This is a genomic window from Streptomyces sp. NBC_00094 (assembly GCF_026343125.1).
Taxonomy (GTDB): Bacteria; Actinomycetota; Actinomycetes; order Streptomycetales; family Streptomycetaceae; genus Streptomyces.
In genome coordinates this window covers 783998-799018 of the sequence record NZ_JAPEMB010000001.1, presented here as the reverse complement: position 1 = coordinate 799018, position 15021 = coordinate 783998, and the positions used below count along the sequence as shown (strand labels likewise).

Genomic DNA, 15021 nt, shown 5'->3' with positions numbered 1-15021 from the left:
CGCTCGGTGGAACCGCGGTCAGGTGCTGCTGTCCGAGTTCGGGATGCGGGCATCGCGACCGGGTACGGCCGCGTACGGCAGTCCCGGGCCACGTATCGGCTCGGCCCCCGCCGGGGTCGCGCCGCGCGGGGGCGTCGGCCGCTCACCGTCCGCCGGTCGCCGAGGATCCGTACGAGTCGGTGTGCCCGGAAGGTGATCCGGTCGCCGAACACCGCGTGCGGAGCCCTTCAGACCCAGTCGTGATGCCGTGCGTGCCAGCCCAGCTGCATGCGCGTGGTCGCGCCGGCCTGGGCCATGAGGACCTTGAGTCGGCGCTGGAGAGTGCGGACCGACATGTCCAGCTGGCCCGCGACCGCCGTGTCGGTCAGTCCGGCGAGCAGCAGGCGGAGAATGTGGACGTCCGACGGGTCGATCGCCGGGTCCGGATCCTGGTAGGGGTGGGCGCGTTCCCACACCTGCTCGAACAGTTCGCGGGCGACGTGGGCGAGGCCACCGCGCAGCACGACCGCCGGGTCCACCTCGACGCCTCGGCCGGACAGCGGCAGCATCGCCACCTCGCCGTCGGCGACGATGAGTTTGCACGGCACCTCGGCGACGGTACGAACATGCACGCCGTCGGCGAGGGACCGGTTCAGATGGCCGGCGGCTCCGGGCAGCTTGAGGAACCCCTGGTCGACGACGGCGCGCACCCGCACGTCGCGACTCATGACGGTCACCTCCTCGCTGTCGTCCGGCGTGACCGCACGGGGTTCGCCGGCAGACAGGATGTCGAGACCCTCCCGGGCCGAGAGCTGGATCTGGAGATAGCACCTGCGAATGGCTTCGGTGCCCTCGACGACCTCCAGCAGCTCACGCTGGACCCGGTCGACAGAGGCGGCACGGTAGGTCTCCACGAGCTGGGCGACGGTCAGCTCGGCGTGCTCCAGGCGTTCGCGATGCGCGACGAGCTCGCCACCGAGGGCGACGGCCGGATGGGCCGCCGCGAACCGCCCGTCCCCCTCACCGCCAAGAGTCACCATGCCCCGGTCCAGCAAGGAACTCAGGGCCCCGTCGGTTCGCTCCCGGGGCAGTCGCGCCGCGTCGGCGACATCTGACCCTTGCGCCGAAGGAACGGCGACGAGCGCACGGTAGACGGCAGCCTCTTCCGCCGTGAGTCCGAGCTCTTCCAGTCCCACCGTCGTCTCCTTCCCGGTCCCGCGATGACAGCGCAGTCAGCAGTGTGACAAACGCTGACGCCCTGCTGGCGGGCGCCCCCGGACGCACCGGACAGAAATGCGATGTCGGGCAAGCTGTCGCCTTCCTCGCAGGCCGTGTGCGCTCCCGTCCGTGGCAGGAGGCCTTCGGTTGCCATCGGCTCCGCGGGGGTCGTGGCCCGTGTCGCTGTCGGGCCCGTTCCGTATCCTGGCGGCATGCGCATGCGCCCCACTCTGAGCTGGACTCCGCCCCAGGATCTGCCGCCAGGCATCACGGATCCCGAGCCGGTCGCCGAGGTGCTGAGGGCCGGCGGTGTGCTGGTGCTCAGCGGGGCGGGCATGTCCACGGAGTCGGGCATCCCCGACTATCGGGGTGAGGGCGGGAGCCTGCGGCGGCATACGCCGATGACCTATCAGGAGTTCACGGCCGGCGCCGGGGCCCGGCGCCGGTACTGGGCGCGCAGTCACCTCGGCTGGCGCACGTTCGGCCGGGCGCAGCCCAACGCCGGGCATCGGGCTGTGACGGCGTTCGGGCGGCACGGTCTGCTCTCGGGTGTGATCACCCAGAACGTCGACGGCCTGCACCACGCCGCCGGCAGCGAGGGCGTGGTGGAGCTCCACGGAAGCCTGGGCAGGGTCGTCTGCCTCTCCTGTGGTGCCTCAGGCTCGCGCCGGGAACTCGCCCGGCGACTGGAGGAGGCCAACCCGGGGTTCGCGCCGGTGGCCGCCGGACTGAATCCGGACGGCGACGCCGACCTCACCGACGAGCAGGTCGGGGACTTCTCCGTGGTGCCCTGCTCCGCGTGCGGCGGCATCCTCAAACCGGACGTGGTGTTCTTCGGCGAGGCCGTTCCGCCGCAGCGGGTCGAGTACTGCCGAGAACTGGTCGATGCGGCGACCTCGCTCCTGGTCCTGGGCTCCTCGCTGACGGTGATGTCCGGGCTGCGGTTCGTCCGCCAGGCGGCCCAGACGGGGAAGCCGGTGCTGATCGTCAACCGGGACCCCACACGGGGCGACCGGCACGCCGTCGCCCGGGTCGCTCTTCCTCTGGGGCCGACCCTGACCACCCTGGCCGGCCGACTGGGTGTCCCCGTGGACGGCGGGGCGCCGGCAGTCTGAAGCCGCGCTTCCTCTGCCGCGTGGCCGGAGCGGTCCTGGCGCCTGGTGCAGGCGGACGGGTGGTGAGCGGGTGGGCCTCGATCCCGTCGCCAGGACCGGACCGGCCGCGGTTGTCGGGCGCTCCCACCGGTCCGGAGTGGTGAGGGACGACCGCCCGGCGAGGAGCCGCGGTTGGGCGGTGCCACCCAGCCTCGGCTCCGTGTGATCCGCCGCTCGAACGGGCGTGAGCGGAGAGGCATCCGGGTCGTCCTTCATGGCGTACGGGCTCGTATCGGGAACCGCGCCCGCCGCGCGGATCTCACCGGCAACGTGTTCGTCGTACGACCGCTCCTGGGGAGACGCAGGTAGGGCGTGGAGTGCCGCTGGGGTCAACTGCCGTGCCAGGCAGGCCAACGGGCCCATCTCCGTCGGGATGTCGTACAGGGGGACCCACGAGGTCACCACCGCGGGGGAGTCCAGGGGACAGTGGTCGCCGTCACGATGCCGGGGGGTGCGGCCACAACCGGGCTCTTTGGACAGGATGTTGTCGTGGTAGAGGCGGACCGCTTCGACGCGGAGCAACCGGGCCGCGATGTCCCCGAGGCGGCGGGACAGGGCCCGGCGCCGGCGCAACGGATCGAAGGGGCGTGACCGCGGCGGAGGGCAGCCCCGGCCGTCGTGTGGCGGAGCGAGAACGTGCCCATTTCAGGCAGGAGTTCGCCAGACGGCGTGTGCGGCGTGGAGAGGATGCGGAGAGATCATTAAGAAACGTTGCTGAATAAGTCCGAACCCCGGGTTCGCTCTTGATTTGCTCCTGCCAACCCGCACAGGGTTCTCTCGAACGTTTGACGCCCCACACGTCAACACGAGGAGAGATCCCCTTTCATGGCAACTCACAAGCGATCCCACGGTCTTCGTCACGCGGCCATAGCCGCTGGTGTGGCAGGCACTGCCACTGTGGCGCTGTTCGCGAGCAACATTGCCGGGGCGGCAGCCCCGGCCGAAGGGACCGTGCACGGTCTCGGCGCCCCGGGTGCCGTCGCCGGCAGCTTCGTCGTCATCCTCGACGCATCCGCGAACAAGGCGGACCTCGCGAAGAAGTACGGCGGCACACTCGTGCGCTCCTACGGCTCCGAGGTCAACGGCTTCTCCGCGTCCGGCCTCAGCGTCGAGGAGGCCAAGCGCCTCGCCGCCGACCCCGCCGTCGGGACGGTCGTCCAGAACAAGCGGTTCAGCATCAACGAGACGCAGGAGAAGCCCCCGTCCTGGGGCCTGGACCGGATCGACCAGGCCGACACGGCGGGCGACCAGAAGTACACCTACCCCGACAACGGCGGCGAGGGCGTGACCGCCTACGTCATCGACACCGGCGTACGGATCTCGCACCAGGACTTCGGCGGCCGGGCCGTCCACGGCTTCGACGCCGTGGACAACGACAACACCGCCGACGACGGCAACGGTCACGGCACCCACGTCGCGGGAACCATCGCCGGCACCTCCCACGGCGTCGCCAAGAAGGCCAAGGTCGTCGCCGTTCGCGTCCTGGACGACAACGGCTCCGGCACCACCGAACAGGTCGTGGCGGGCATCGACTGGGTCACCCGGAACCACTCCGGGCCCTCGGTCGCGAACATGAGCCTCGGCGGCGGCGCCGACGAGGCGCTGGACGCGGCGGTCAAGCGGGCCATCGACTCCGGTGTGACCTTCGCGGTCGCCGCCGGCAACGAGTCCTCCGACGCCGGGCAGGGCTCGCCGTCCCGGGTACCGGAGGCGCTCACCGTGGCGTCCAGCACCAAGGACGACGAGCAGTCGGACTTCTCGAACTTCGGCGCGGTGGTCGACCTGTACGCGCCCGGCTCGGACATCACCTCCGCCTGGAACGACAGCGACACCGGCACCAAGACGATCTCCGGCACATCCATGGCCGCCCCGCACGTGGCGGGCGCCGCCGTCCTGTACCTGGCGGCCAACCCGTCCGCGACGCCCGCCGACACCGCCGCCGCGCTGACCGGGGCGGCCACCGCGGACGCCATCAAGAACCCCTCCTCCGGCACCGCCAACAAGCTGCTGAAGGTCGCCCCGTAGCGACACCGTCGCACCACTGGGCGGTGGTGCGGCCCGGACCCCAGGCCGCACCACCGCCCGCACCACATGCCGTATCACGGCTCGCACCACCGCCCGGCGTGACGGCCGCACGCCGGTGAACCACCGGGAGGTGGCCCTCCGCGCCAGGGGAGGGCCACCTTCTTCCGTGCCGACCGGGCGACGGCAGCCTTGGGGTCGCGCTCTGTGTCGTACCCGATTCACGGAGGGGCACCCGACGTCAGGGCCCCTCCGCCGTGCTCAGCCCCGCAGCAGGCCCAGGACCTTGGTCCCGAGCTCCAAGGCCTCGTCGGGCGAGTCGACCGACTGCTGGAGGTCGATGAAGCAGCCGTCGGCGCCGGTGTCCCGCACGCCCGCGAGGACGGCGGCGATCGCGTCCGCCGTGGCGCCGGGCGCGGGGTTGTGCCGGATCTGCCGACGCAGCGTCCCCGGGTCGCGGCCCGCCTCCTCGGCGGCTCGCCGCGCCACGTCCCACAGGCCCTCGGCCGCCCCCGGCGGCAGGACGGCGCCGACCCAGCCGGCCGCCCGGCACCCGACCCGGCGCAGAGCCGCCGGGCTGAAGCCGCCGAGATAGACGGGCGGTCCCGCGGGCTGGACGGGGCGAAGGCCGACATACGAGACGGGGATCGTCCAGTGGGGTCCCTCGTGGCCGAACTCCGCCTGGGTCCAGAAGCCGTGGAGGACGTCGAGCAGCTCGTCGAGGAGAGCGCCGCGCCGGCCGAAGTCGGCGCCGACGGCGGTGTACTCGTCCCGCAGCCAGCCGATGCCGAGGCCGACGTCGAGGCGTCCACCGCTGACCTGATCGAGCGAGGTGAGGGAGCGGGCTAGCAGGGCCGGCGGATACCAGGGGCCGTTGAGGGTGCTCATGCCGAGCCGGGCGCGGGAAGTCGCGCCGGCGGCGACGGTGAGCACGGTCAACGGGTCGAGGAAGGTCTTGTACTGGTGGGGGTACGGGTTCTCCGGGGTGTGTCCCGGATAGAGGTCGCTGGGGGCGACCGGGGTCAGGGCGCGGTCGCCGACCCAGAACGCGTCGAACCCGGCGTCCTCGGCGTCCCGCGCGAAGGCCGCGATGCGGTCGGCGCGGGCGTGGGTGCCGTACTGGGGCAGTGCGATGCCTATCTCCATGACCTCATCCTGGGCATCGGGACGGCCCGCGACACGAAGGGGCCGACGTGTGACCCCCGACACATGTCGCTGCCCGGCCCATGCCTTCGCGTGGGTCCCCGCGGATGTCGGAGACCGCTATCTCGGCTGCGCCATGTCCCGGGTCTGCTGGGCGATGTGTTCCAGGACCGTCTTCGGGTCGGCGGAGGGATCGACGGCCTTGCCGATGTTCTGCTTGATGGTATTGCTGACCTGCAGCCAGGACGGGTCGTTGACCGGGTAGAGCTGGGCAGTGCGCAGTGCGGTGAGGAACTGCTCGGCGCTGGGGTCTGCTGCCGCGTACCGGGATGCCTGGGTGGCGGACACCGTCGACGGCAGCAGGTGGTAGCGCCCGGCGAACTCGCTGATGTTCTTGTCCTGGTAGACAAAGTCCAGGAACGAGCCCACCGGTTCGCGATTGCCGTCGTGCTTGAAAGCCATCATCCAGTCGGCGACGCCCGCCGCCGGCGGGGTCTCCCTGTCATCCAGTGTGTCCGACACCGGCATGGGCAGGGTTCCGACCTTCATGCCCCTCGCCCTCGCATCGTGAAGGAGCGAGGGATAGCCGTTGACCATACCGACGTCGCCGCGCAGGAAGGCGGCGAAGGCGTCCTGCCGGTTGAGCTCGGCCGGCGGGACCGGGCCGGTAAGGGCCGGCACGACCAGGTTGGCCTTGATCCAGCGGAATGTCTGCGCGTTCTGCTCGGACGCGATGCTGTACCCGCCGCTGCTGTCGGTGTACCCGCCGCCGTTGCTCAGTTCCCAGATCAGGGCTTCGGCGTGCGCCTCCTCGGGGCCGAGCGGTAGGGCGTACGGGTAGAGCACGCCCTCCTTCTTCAGCGCCTTGGCCGCGTCCTTCAGGTCCGACCAGGTCTTCGGCGGCTTCGCGCCTGCTTCGTCGAACAGCTCTTCGTTGTAGAAGAGCAGCCGGCTGCTTGCCACGAAGGGCAAGCCGTAGAGGTCGCCGTCGACCGAGCCGGCCTCCGCGAGGGGCCGCAGGAAGTTCGCCTCCGTCCTGACCGACATCACCTCGCCGGCGGCGTAGAGGCGGCCCTGTGCGGCGAAGTCGGAGTACGCACCCATCAGGGCCACGTCCGGGGCGTTGTTCTCCTCGACCATGCGGGTGACCTTGCGGTCGATGTCGGCCCACGGGTAGAGCGTCACCTCGACCCTGATGTCGGGGTGGGCGGCGGTGAAGGTGGTGGTCAGCTCGTCCCAGTACGCCTTGGAGGTGGTCGTGGGGCCTGTGCCGTACTCGGGTGCCACCAGGCGCAGCGTCGTCGGTTCGCTACCGGACGAGCCGCAGGCGGTGACGAGGGAGCCCAGTAGTCCGAACGCGGCCACGGAGGTGGTCATGCCGGAGAGTCTTCGTCGCATGGGTCTTTCCTCTGGTTCTTTTCAGACAGTGCGTCCGAAATTCTCTCCCGGCTAGGGGCTGAATTGTGCCCCCTGTCGAACGTTGTGGTCGTAACTCCAAGCGAGAAGAAGCCGCATGGTGTTTTCCGATATGCCGAGGCCTATTCGACGCGCGTAGAAACCTCGACGCCCGACGCCCGACATCCGGCAACGGCGGCGGTTCGTCGTCCTTCTCTGTGCGGACGGACGACGATCCCGAGCGCCCGCGCGCATCGGGCTGTCACGCATCGGGCCGGGAGCACCTCACACGTCGTGTTCGCTCCCGACGGCGGGTTCCTCGGCGACGGCGGGCACACCGGAGGAGGGAAGCAGCTGCGGGATGCCGTCGACGATCGGGTAGCGCCGGCGCAGGCGCGGGTTGTAGAGCGCGCCCCCGATCTCGTCCAGGATCAACGGCCCCTTGTCGAGCGGGCAGGCGAGAATCTTCAGCAGCGGGTTGTCGGACTTCATGACCGGGTTCCTTCGGGAGTGGGGGTGTTCGCCTCGTGTCGCGGCAGGGTGAGCAGGACCGTCAGCGCCAGTACGGTGCCGCCGAGACGCAGTAACAGCCGCAACGGGTCGTCGGGCAGCGGCTCGTCGAACGCGATCGTGCCGCTCACGATGGAGAACACGCAGCTCACCGTCGAGCACACCGGGACGATCAGGGACGCCCGGCAGCGCTGCAGGGCGGTCTGCGACAGCACGAGTCCGCTGACGCCTGTCAGCAGCAGGAGGTACGGGTACGGGGAGGCCAGCACGGCGGGCACGGAGCCCATGAGGTCCTCGGTGTCCAGGTGCCCGGAGACGCCCTTGATCGCGAGCGAGCTGACGCCGTAGATCAGACCGACGGCGACCGCGTAGGCCACTCCGGTGGTCGGCTGCCGATGCCGTCGGCGGGCGCGCCGCTCCGCGGCCGCGTAGAGCACGAGACCGGCGGCCAGGGTCGGCAGGCACAGGGCCAGCAGGATTCCGGTGGGAGCGGTACGGCTGATCTCCTCGCTGGTCTCGTACAGCGAGGCCACCACCATCACCAGCGCCAGACCGATGACGGCCACCGCACGCCGCTCGCGGCCGGAGGGCCGCTCGCCGAGCACCACCGACGAGAGCACGAGCAGGAGGACGAGACCGGACAGGAACAGACCCTGGGCGGCGGCGATCGGCAGGGTGCGGTAGACGGCCAGCTGCGCGGCGAACCCCAGGGCGAGCGCCACGGCCCCGCAGATCCACAAGGGCCGGCCGGCCAGCAGCAGGAGGGCCCGGCCCGGCTGTGCGGCGCTCAACGGCGGCATGCCGGTCAGCGCCCGCTTCTCCAGGACGAAGCCGGTGCTGTACAGGACGTTCGCCACCAGCGCGGCGGCCACACCCCACACCACGGGCTACACCTTTCTCGCATGCACGAGGAGGATGGACGCGAGCGACGGCGCCCCGCAGGCCAGCCGGTCCAGCGGCCGGAGCGGGCGCGGGACTCCGTGGAACGGCGCGCCGGCGAGCTTCACCACCTCGAACCCGGACGCGGCCACGAACTCGCGCAACGCGCGCGCCGTGTACAGCCGCAGATGGCCCACGACCTCGCTGCCCGGTCTGCCGTGGATGCGCCGCAGACTCACCTCGGAGAACACCGGCTGGACTCCCGCGAGCAGCAGCGCGCGGTTGTACCAGGCGCCGAGGTTCGGCGTGGAGAGCATGAGATGCCCGCCGGGGCGCAGGACCCTGCGCAGTTCGTCGAGGGCGCTGTCGGGGTCGACGAGGTGCTCGACGACCTCGCTGAACAGGACGGCGTCGGCGCTGTCGGAGGCGAACGGCAGCCCGCTGCCGGTCAGCTCGCCGCGGACGACCTGGCTCAGGCGCGGGGCCGCCCGGCGCAGGGCGTCCTGCGACCAGTCGATCCCCACGACGCGGTGCCCGCCGAGTACGCGGGCCGCGATCGCGCCCGCCGAACCGTCCCCGCAGCCCACGTCGAGCACGGTCGCGGCGGGGCGGCCGGGCCCCACGGGGCCGAGCGCGTCGGCCAGCATCCGGGCCTGCCGCAGTGTCCGGGCCTCCCCGGAGGCGACGGGAACGGTGGGGTTCTCGTAGAAGTCCCGCAGCCCGGGGGCGTGCGGGGCCGGTGAAGTCGCCTCTGTCGCGGGCGACTTATCGGCAACTTCCGAGCCGGTGGCTGCCGGGTCGGCTACTTCCGAGCCGGTGGCTGCCGGGTCGGCTACTTCCGAGTCGGTGGCTGAGGTGGTCATGACGGCCTCTTGTGGTTGTCCTGGGTGGAGCGGGTTCCCACCGGTGTCGTGTCCGGGCGCGGTGTGTCGTCCCCGGCCTGAGTGAGAGACGTCGTCGACAGTGACTCCGCGAACAGGCCGGCCAGTTCCGCGCCTGCCGTGTCACCGAGCAGCGCCCGCGACCAGCGCAACGTCACCTGCAGTCGCCCGCCGGTGGACGCCGCCGCCACGCTCAGCCCCCGCGGCATCCGCGCCGGTGCGGAGAACCACACGGCCGTCGCCCGTCCCGCGTCGCCGAAGTCCAGCGCGTACGGCACGCGTCCGATGTTGGTGACCAGCGCCGTCGACGTCCAGGACGCCGCCGCCCGCCGTGCGCCACGGGTGAGCACGCCCCGGACGCCGACCGGCAGCAGCGGTGCGGTCAGCAGGTTCGCCCCCGCACCCATGGGGGCGCCGTTGGCCGACTTCAGCGCGCGGGTGCGCCGTGCGGTGGTGCGCAGCAGCCGGGCCACGGCCTCCGGGTCCGGCCGCTCACCGAGCAGCAGCTCCGTGTCGCGCGGGTCCTCGGAGGTCATGGCCACCTCGACGAGCCGGGTTCCGTTGCCCATCGGCATGTCCGTGCCGCGCGGACGGTCGTCCACGGGCATCGTGAGCCGTACCGGACCGGCCGGCCGGCCCTGCGAGACGTTCCAGCGCCCCACCATCAGTGAGGTGGCGACAAGGAGTTGGTCGTTGACGGTCCAGGGCGGGAGGCCTCCGTTCCGCGCCACACGCCGCGGAACGGGCAGGTCCGCCTGGACCATGCCGTTGCCCACGGCACGCGCGCGCACCGGCCCGGGGCGGGAGTCCGGCGCGACCCGTACGGGACGCGCCCGTACGGTGCGGCCGGTGGCACCGGTCCCGCTCGGAGCCGGATCCGAGTGCTCCGGCCGGACCCGCCCGGGAACCGGGAGGGCTGCCGTGCCGCCGTACTGTTCGGCGGTCGTGGCGAGCACCCGCAGCCCCGACGGGGCGTCGAGAGCGGTGTGATGCAACGTCAGCAGCAGCACGGTCCCGCTCTCTTCCCCCTGGACGACTTCCAGGCGCATCGGCGGCACCAGGGTGAGCGGCGGGCATTCCGTCAGGGCGCGGGCCCGGGCCTGCGTCAGGGCGTCGGGTCCCGGCCCCACGAAACGCACCGGATCGCCGTCCGGTCGACCGGTCAGCTCCCACGCGAAGGACCGCCGGTGCCCACGCCCGGGCACTTCTCGTGCCAGCACCCGGGGGTGGGTGAGGAGGGCCTGCCGGAACGCGGCCCGCAGCCGTACCGGGTCCAGCCTGCCGGGCAGATGGACCTCGATGTGTACGCTCTCCGGTTCGTCGTCGCTGAGGCAGTGCCGCGACACCTCGTCGACGGTCGGAAAGGGAATCCGGACCTTGCCGGGAGGGACAGCGGTCCCCCTCCCGGCGGCGGTCTCCTTCTCGGGGGCGGCCCCCGTCCCGGGCGCGGCCCCCGTCCCGGTCGCGGTCTCCTTCTCGGGCGCGGTCCCCGTCCCGGTCGCGGTGCACGGCTCGGTCACGAGGGGCCACCGCCCTCCGGCCGCCAGACGGGCTGCTCGGGCCGGTGCCCGTCGCCGGTGTTTCGCGGCCTGGCCGTGACCACCGGTCCGGCTTCCGGCGCGGCGGAACCGCCGTCGCCTTCATGCCCGTCGCCGTCTGCCCATCCGTCGTCGCCTCCGTGCCCGTCGTCGTCCCCGCGCCCGGCGGCCGCGGCCGTCGGCCGCACCGCCGTCACCAGCGCGGCGGACAGGGCCACCAGCGTGAGCACCTGCGCCAGGCCGCTGAACGCGCCGGCCCCGTCGGCGACCGGATCCCCGGCGCCCAGGGCCGCGACGACGCCGGCGCCGCCCATCGCCACCGCCGCTGTCGGCACCAGCACACCCGGCCGGAACCGCGCCGCCACGGCGAGTACGGGCACGATCAGAGCCGGCGGCCCCGCCGCCACCGCGACGACCGCGGTCAGCACCAGCGTTCCGAGCAGCATCCCCGGGGCCGCCGGTTCGGGCAGCGTCTCGTCGGTGCCACCGTCGTCGCGCCGACGGCCCACGAAGGCCAGGGCGGCCAGGGCGACGAGCGCGAGCGCACCGCCGACCAGGGCTGTCCGGTACGAACCGGAGGGCTCGAACTCCATGGTCACCGTGCCGGAGGCGCCGGCCGGGATCACCCAGGCCTGCTGCCAGCCGTCGAGGCGTACCGGCTCAAGGTCCGTGCCGTCCAGGGTGGCCTTCCAGCCGTCGTTGGCGTTCTCGTAGGTCCGCAGGTAGGCGGCCTCGCCCGCCGACACCGAGACGGTCCGGCTGTCGTCGGCCCACCTGGTGACGGTGGCCTCGCGGCCCGCCGCTCCGTCCATGGCCCGCGGGGTGCCGAGGGTCAGCGTGACGTCGGTGATCGCCAGCGGGCCCGCGTCACTCGCCTCCACCTCGTGATCGCCGGACGGAAGCTCCAGGGTGCCGTCCTTCTCCTCGCCCGCGCAGAGGGTGACGGTGACGGGGCGTCGCTCGGTGAGGTCCCGGACGAGCCCGGAGGCCTTCGTCTTGTGCAGGACACCGCCCACGGCGAGGTCCGGGCCCTCACCGCACGGCAGCGAGAAGCGGGCGGACGGCTTCGGCCGCGGCACCCGCAGGTCGGCCAGCGCGGGAACGTGCACCTCGCTCAGCCCGACGGGCAGCTGCAACTGCGCGTCCGCCACCGGGTTGTGGACGGTGAGCGGCGCGACCCTGGTGATCGTGATGTCGAGCCGGTTCGTCTCGATCGCCGGGAAGCGGACCCGCCCGTTCTCGTCCACGTCGGCCACCGCGGCGCCGTGCGGGGAGCTGATCATCACCTGCTCGGGCCGGGTGGACACCCCGCCCGCCGGCGCGAGGATGATCTCGTCGATCTTCTTCATCGCGGGCCAGCCCAGGTGGACGACCGGCCGGTCGCCCGCTATCCAGGCGGTCGTCAGATCGCCGTCGACCAGGTTGCGGGCGCCGAGTGACGTGCCGTTGCGGCTGGTGGAGTCCACGGCGGCCGTCAGCCGGTTCCTCGATCCGGGGGCCGAGCGGTCGAGCAGTTCGTCCAGCGCGCCGCCGGGTACGGCGACGGCTCGCGCGGACACCCGGTACTCGCCCGACTCCTTGGTGCCGAACTGCCGGTGCAGTCCCACCTCGGCCGATGCGGGCGACAGGCCGCCCGCGTCGGTACCGCGGTGCAGGGAGTACACGGTCGCCTCCGCGTCGGTGTTCTCCGCGTCGGCGGGCAGCTCCAGCAGGCGCGTCACCTGCACGTCCGGGATCGACACCTCGGAGAATCCGGCGCCGGAGAGTCCCGGGCGCGCCTGCTGCGCGGCAAGCACGGTGATCTTCATCCAGGAGGCCTCGCCGACGGGAGCCTTGACGGTCTGCGGCAGGCCGTCCGTCCGCAGGGGGCTGTCGGCCGAACCGCGGTCGGTCTCGATCCGCACCTGGGTGGGCGCCGCGCGCATGGCGTCGCCCGGCAGGGGCGTCAGCTGGAGGGAGGCCGGGATGTCGGTCGGCCGGGAGAAGTCCACCCGGAGCCACTGTCCGACCGGCTCGCCCGGGCTGCCCTCGGCCCACGCGGTGTCCGGGTTGCCGTCGAAGGCGTTCACCGGGTCGTACTGCGGCAGGTGGAACAGCCAGTTGCCGCTGCTGGAGGCCGTCACGGCCTGGGCGCCGCGCAGCACCGCCGTCGTCTGGTGACCGGTGCCCTCCGACGGCAGGATCTGCTGGGGCTTCTCGCCCGGGTTCTGCAGGCTGCCGGAGTGATTGCGCTCGTCCGCGGTGTAGGTGTACGAGGTGTTGTTGTTGACCAGGCCGAACCGGGTGTCGGCCCGGCGCAGCCCGTCCGCGACGGCCTTCACCGGTGCGACGACGCCCTGGGGAAGCGTGTCCCCGGCGAGTACGGCCGGACGGCCGGTCATCGAGGGATCGGCGGACAGCTGGAGCAGCGCCTCGGGTCCGCCACTGACCACGGCCGTGTCGGCCACGGCCGAGACACCGACCCTGCCGGGCCGCTCGGTGTCCTGCGGCTGGTAGATCTCCACGGCCTGGAGCCGCGGGTAGAGCCCCTGCACCTGGAGCGGGGTGCCGGCGGCGATGCGTCCGCCGGTCACCAGCGGGCCGAATCCGGTGACCTTGTGGTAGCCGGACGACTCCAGGGTCCGCTTCACCGTCTGCGGCGGGACGTAGCCGATCTGGTCGGGGTCGAGGTCGTTGCGGACGACCACCTCGTGCATACCGGCCCGGGCGAGGTACGCCCGGAGGCCCGGGACCTCGGCGCCGGACAGCAGCGCCTGCTCGACGGCGTCCGTCATGCGGCGTGCTCCGGGGGTGCCGAAGGGGACGAAGTCGCGCTGTGCCCAGGGGGTCTCGGCCAGCACGTCGAACGGCTGGTCGATGGGGGAGCCCCAGGTGTAGATGCCGTGCGCCGTCGCGGGGACGACCAGGGCCCTGCTGTCCCGGGCGTTGTCCTTGAGCCAGCCGGCGGCCTTCTCCCAGTGGGTGGGCAGCTTGGTGAACGCCCCGGGCTGGAGGATCGAGCCGTTGACGTACGGGAGCGCCAGACCGGGCAGTACGAGCACGGCCGCGGTCGCGGGCACCCAGCGGCGACCGCGGAGTGCGCGAGAGCCTCTGCTCTCGGACAGCACGGCCGTCAGATGGGCGAGTCCGAGGACGAGCGCGAGGGCCAGTCCCGGCTGGAACTTGTAGATGTTGCGGAACGGCTTCAACGGCCCGTTCAGCCAGTCCTGGACGGCGCCGTGGAAGGGACCGCCGAAGGATCCGGCGTACCCGGCGAGCGCGATCAGGACGACGGCCAGGACGGTCAGGAGCAGCCAGCGGCGCTCCGGCAGGTCCCGCCGTGCCAGGCCGGCGAGGCCGAGCGCCGCGGCGAACGCCGAGCCGAGGACGGTGACGACGGAGGTCGCGACGGTCCAGCCGGCGGGCAGCCATGCCTCACCGAAGTGCAGATAGGCCACCCAGTTGCCGGCGCCGCGCAGCAGCTCGGTCGCGGACATGGTGGCGGTGGTGGTGTCGGCCTGCTCGACGTACGGCATGAAGTTCTCGCCGTACGCGCCGAGCAGGAGCAGCGGCACCACCCACCACACGGTGGCAAGCACGACGCCCGGTATCCACCAGCCGAGCAGCGCGCGCCGGCGCCGGCCGGGCGGGCGGCTGAGGAGGTACAGGCCCACCGGCAGCAGCGCGGCCAGTGTCGAGGCGGCGTTCACGCCGCCCATGAAGGGGATCAGCAGGGCCGACCGTGCGGCGGCCTTCCGGGGGCTGTACGCCGCGGAGGTCAGCGGCAGCAGCACCCAGGGCAGCAGGGCGCCGGGCAGCGCGGCGGCGGAGGTCGAGCCGATGACGATCGTGAAGGTGGGCCACAGCGCGTAGGCCGCGGCGCCGAGGACCCGGGACGCGGGCGTCCCCACGCGCAGCCGCTCGGCGAGCCGGAGCGCGCCCCAGAAGGCGGCGGTCACGATGACCGAGAGCCAGAGCCGTTCGGCCAGCCAGACCGGCACGTGCAGCAGGTCCATGAGCCCGTAGTAGGGGAGTGCGGGGAAGGCATAGCCGACGTACTGGTTCGCTATGCCGCCGAGGCCGACGTTCCCGTTCCACAGCGACCCGAGGTCGCCGAGGAAGCGCCAGGGGTCGAGGGCGACGCCGAGTTTGGTCTCGAACGTCATCTTCCCCGGTGACACCGCGAGGAACGCCACCAGGACGAGGGCCCAGAAGCCGAACAGCAGGCGGCGTCCGCGCGGTTCGCCGGACGCCTCCGCCGGCGTCGGGCCGGGCTGCGGCACCCAGGTGGGCGCCTGGACCGTAGTGGTCATGACCGTTCCT

10 protein-coding genes are annotated in these 15021 nt (G+C 72.4%); 2 read left to right on the top strand and 8 right to left on the bottom strand.

Annotation, left to right across the window (positions count from 1 at the left end):
• Positions 1–227: 227 nt before the first annotated feature.
• A complete protein-coding gene (locus OG580_RS03430; protein ID WP_267042150.1) occupies positions 228–1175 on the bottom strand; it encodes a helix-turn-helix domain-containing protein in 948 nt (315 codons plus the stop codon).
• Between the two features lie 234 nt (positions 1176–1409).
• Between OG580_RS03430 and OG580_RS03425 the strand changes: the two genes are divergently transcribed.
• Positions 1410–2312, top strand: a complete 903-nt coding sequence (locus OG580_RS03425) for an NAD-dependent protein deacetylase (RefSeq protein ID WP_267042149.1) — start codon at positions 1410–1412, stop codon at positions 2310–2312.
• A gap of 864 nt (positions 2313–3176) precedes the next feature.
• Positions 3177–4376 carry a S8 family peptidase gene (locus tag OG580_RS03420; RefSeq protein ID WP_267042148.1) on the top strand — a complete coding sequence of 400 codons (1200 nt, stop codon included), beginning with the start codon at positions 3177–3179 and terminating at the stop codon, positions 4374–4376.
• 258 nt (positions 4377–4634) lie between these two features.
• Here the strand turns inward: OG580_RS03420 and OG580_RS03415 are convergent, their stop codons facing one another.
• The 7 genes from OG580_RS03415 to OG580_RS03385 all read right to left on the bottom strand — a co-directional run bounded on the left by OG580_RS03415 (position 4635) and on the right by OG580_RS03385 (position 15011).
• On the bottom strand, positions 4635–5519 hold the full coding sequence (locus OG580_RS03415; protein WP_267042147.1) for a TIGR03619 family F420-dependent LLM class oxidoreductase: 885 nt from the start codon (positions 5517–5519) through the stop codon (positions 4635–4637).
• A gap of 117 nt (positions 5520–5636) precedes the next feature.
• Complete coding sequence (locus OG580_RS03410) at positions 5637–6893, bottom strand: extracellular solute-binding protein (RefSeq protein WP_267042146.1); 1257 nt, start codon at positions 6891–6893, stop codon at positions 5637–5639.
• Between the two features lie 303 nt (positions 6894–7196).
• A complete protein-coding gene (locus OG580_RS03405; protein WP_267042145.1) occupies positions 7197–7403 on the bottom strand; it encodes a Trm112 family protein in 207 nt (68 codons plus the stop codon).
• Entirely contained in the window at positions 7400–8305 is a 906-nt protein-coding gene (locus tag OG580_RS03400) for a DMT family transporter (protein ID WP_267042144.1), read from the bottom strand. Before OG580_RS03400 ends, OG580_RS03405 begins: the two co-directional genes overlap by 4 nt.
• A gap of 3 nt (positions 8306–8308) precedes the next feature.
• Positions 8309–9163 carry a bifunctional 2-polyprenyl-6-hydroxyphenol methylase/3-demethylubiquinol 3-O-methyltransferase UbiG gene (locus tag OG580_RS03395; RefSeq protein ID WP_267042143.1) on the bottom strand — a complete coding sequence of 285 codons (855 nt, stop codon included), beginning with the start codon at positions 9161–9163 and terminating at the stop codon, positions 8309–8311.
• Positions 9160–10551 (bottom strand): condensation protein, encoded by a 1392-nt coding sequence (locus tag OG580_RS03390; RefSeq protein WP_267047876.1) that lies wholly within the window; start codon positions 10549–10551, stop codon positions 9160–9162. Before OG580_RS03390 ends, OG580_RS03395 begins: the two co-directional genes overlap by 4 nt.
• 146 nt (positions 10552–10697) lie before the next feature.
• Positions 10698–15011 carry an alpha-(1->3)-arabinofuranosyltransferase family protein gene (locus OG580_RS03385; protein ID WP_267042142.1) on the bottom strand — a complete coding sequence of 1438 codons (4314 nt, stop codon included), beginning with the start codon at positions 15009–15011 and terminating at the stop codon, positions 10698–10700.
• Positions 15012–15021: the final 10 nt, after the last annotated feature.

Coding starts and splice junctions, on each gene's coding strand:
- OG580_RS03425 (WP_267042149.1), top strand. CDS start 1,410: ATGCGCATGCGCCCCACTCTGAGCTGGACTCCGCCCCAGGATCTGCCG.
- OG580_RS03420 (WP_267042148.1), top strand. CDS start 3,177: ATGGCAACTCACAAGCGATCCCACGGTCTTCGTCACGCGGCCATAGCC.
- OG580_RS03415 (WP_267042147.1), bottom strand. CDS start 5,519: ATGGAGATAGGCATCGCACTGCCCCAGTACGGCACCCACGCCCGCGCC.
- OG580_RS03410 (WP_267042146.1), bottom strand. CDS start 6,893: ATGACCACCTCCGTGGCCGCGTTCGGACTACTGGGCTCCCTCGTCACC.
- OG580_RS03405 (WP_267042145.1), bottom strand. CDS start 7,403: ATGAAGTCCGACAACCCGCTGCTGAAGATTCTCGCCTGCCCGCTCGAC.
- OG580_RS03395 (WP_267042143.1), bottom strand. CDS start 9,163: ATGACCACCTCAGCCACCGACTCGGAAGTAGCCGACCCGGCAGCCACC.
- OG580_RS03385 (WP_267042142.1), bottom strand. CDS start 15,011: ATGACCACTACGGTCCAGGCGCCCACCTGGGTGCCGCAGCCCGGCCCG.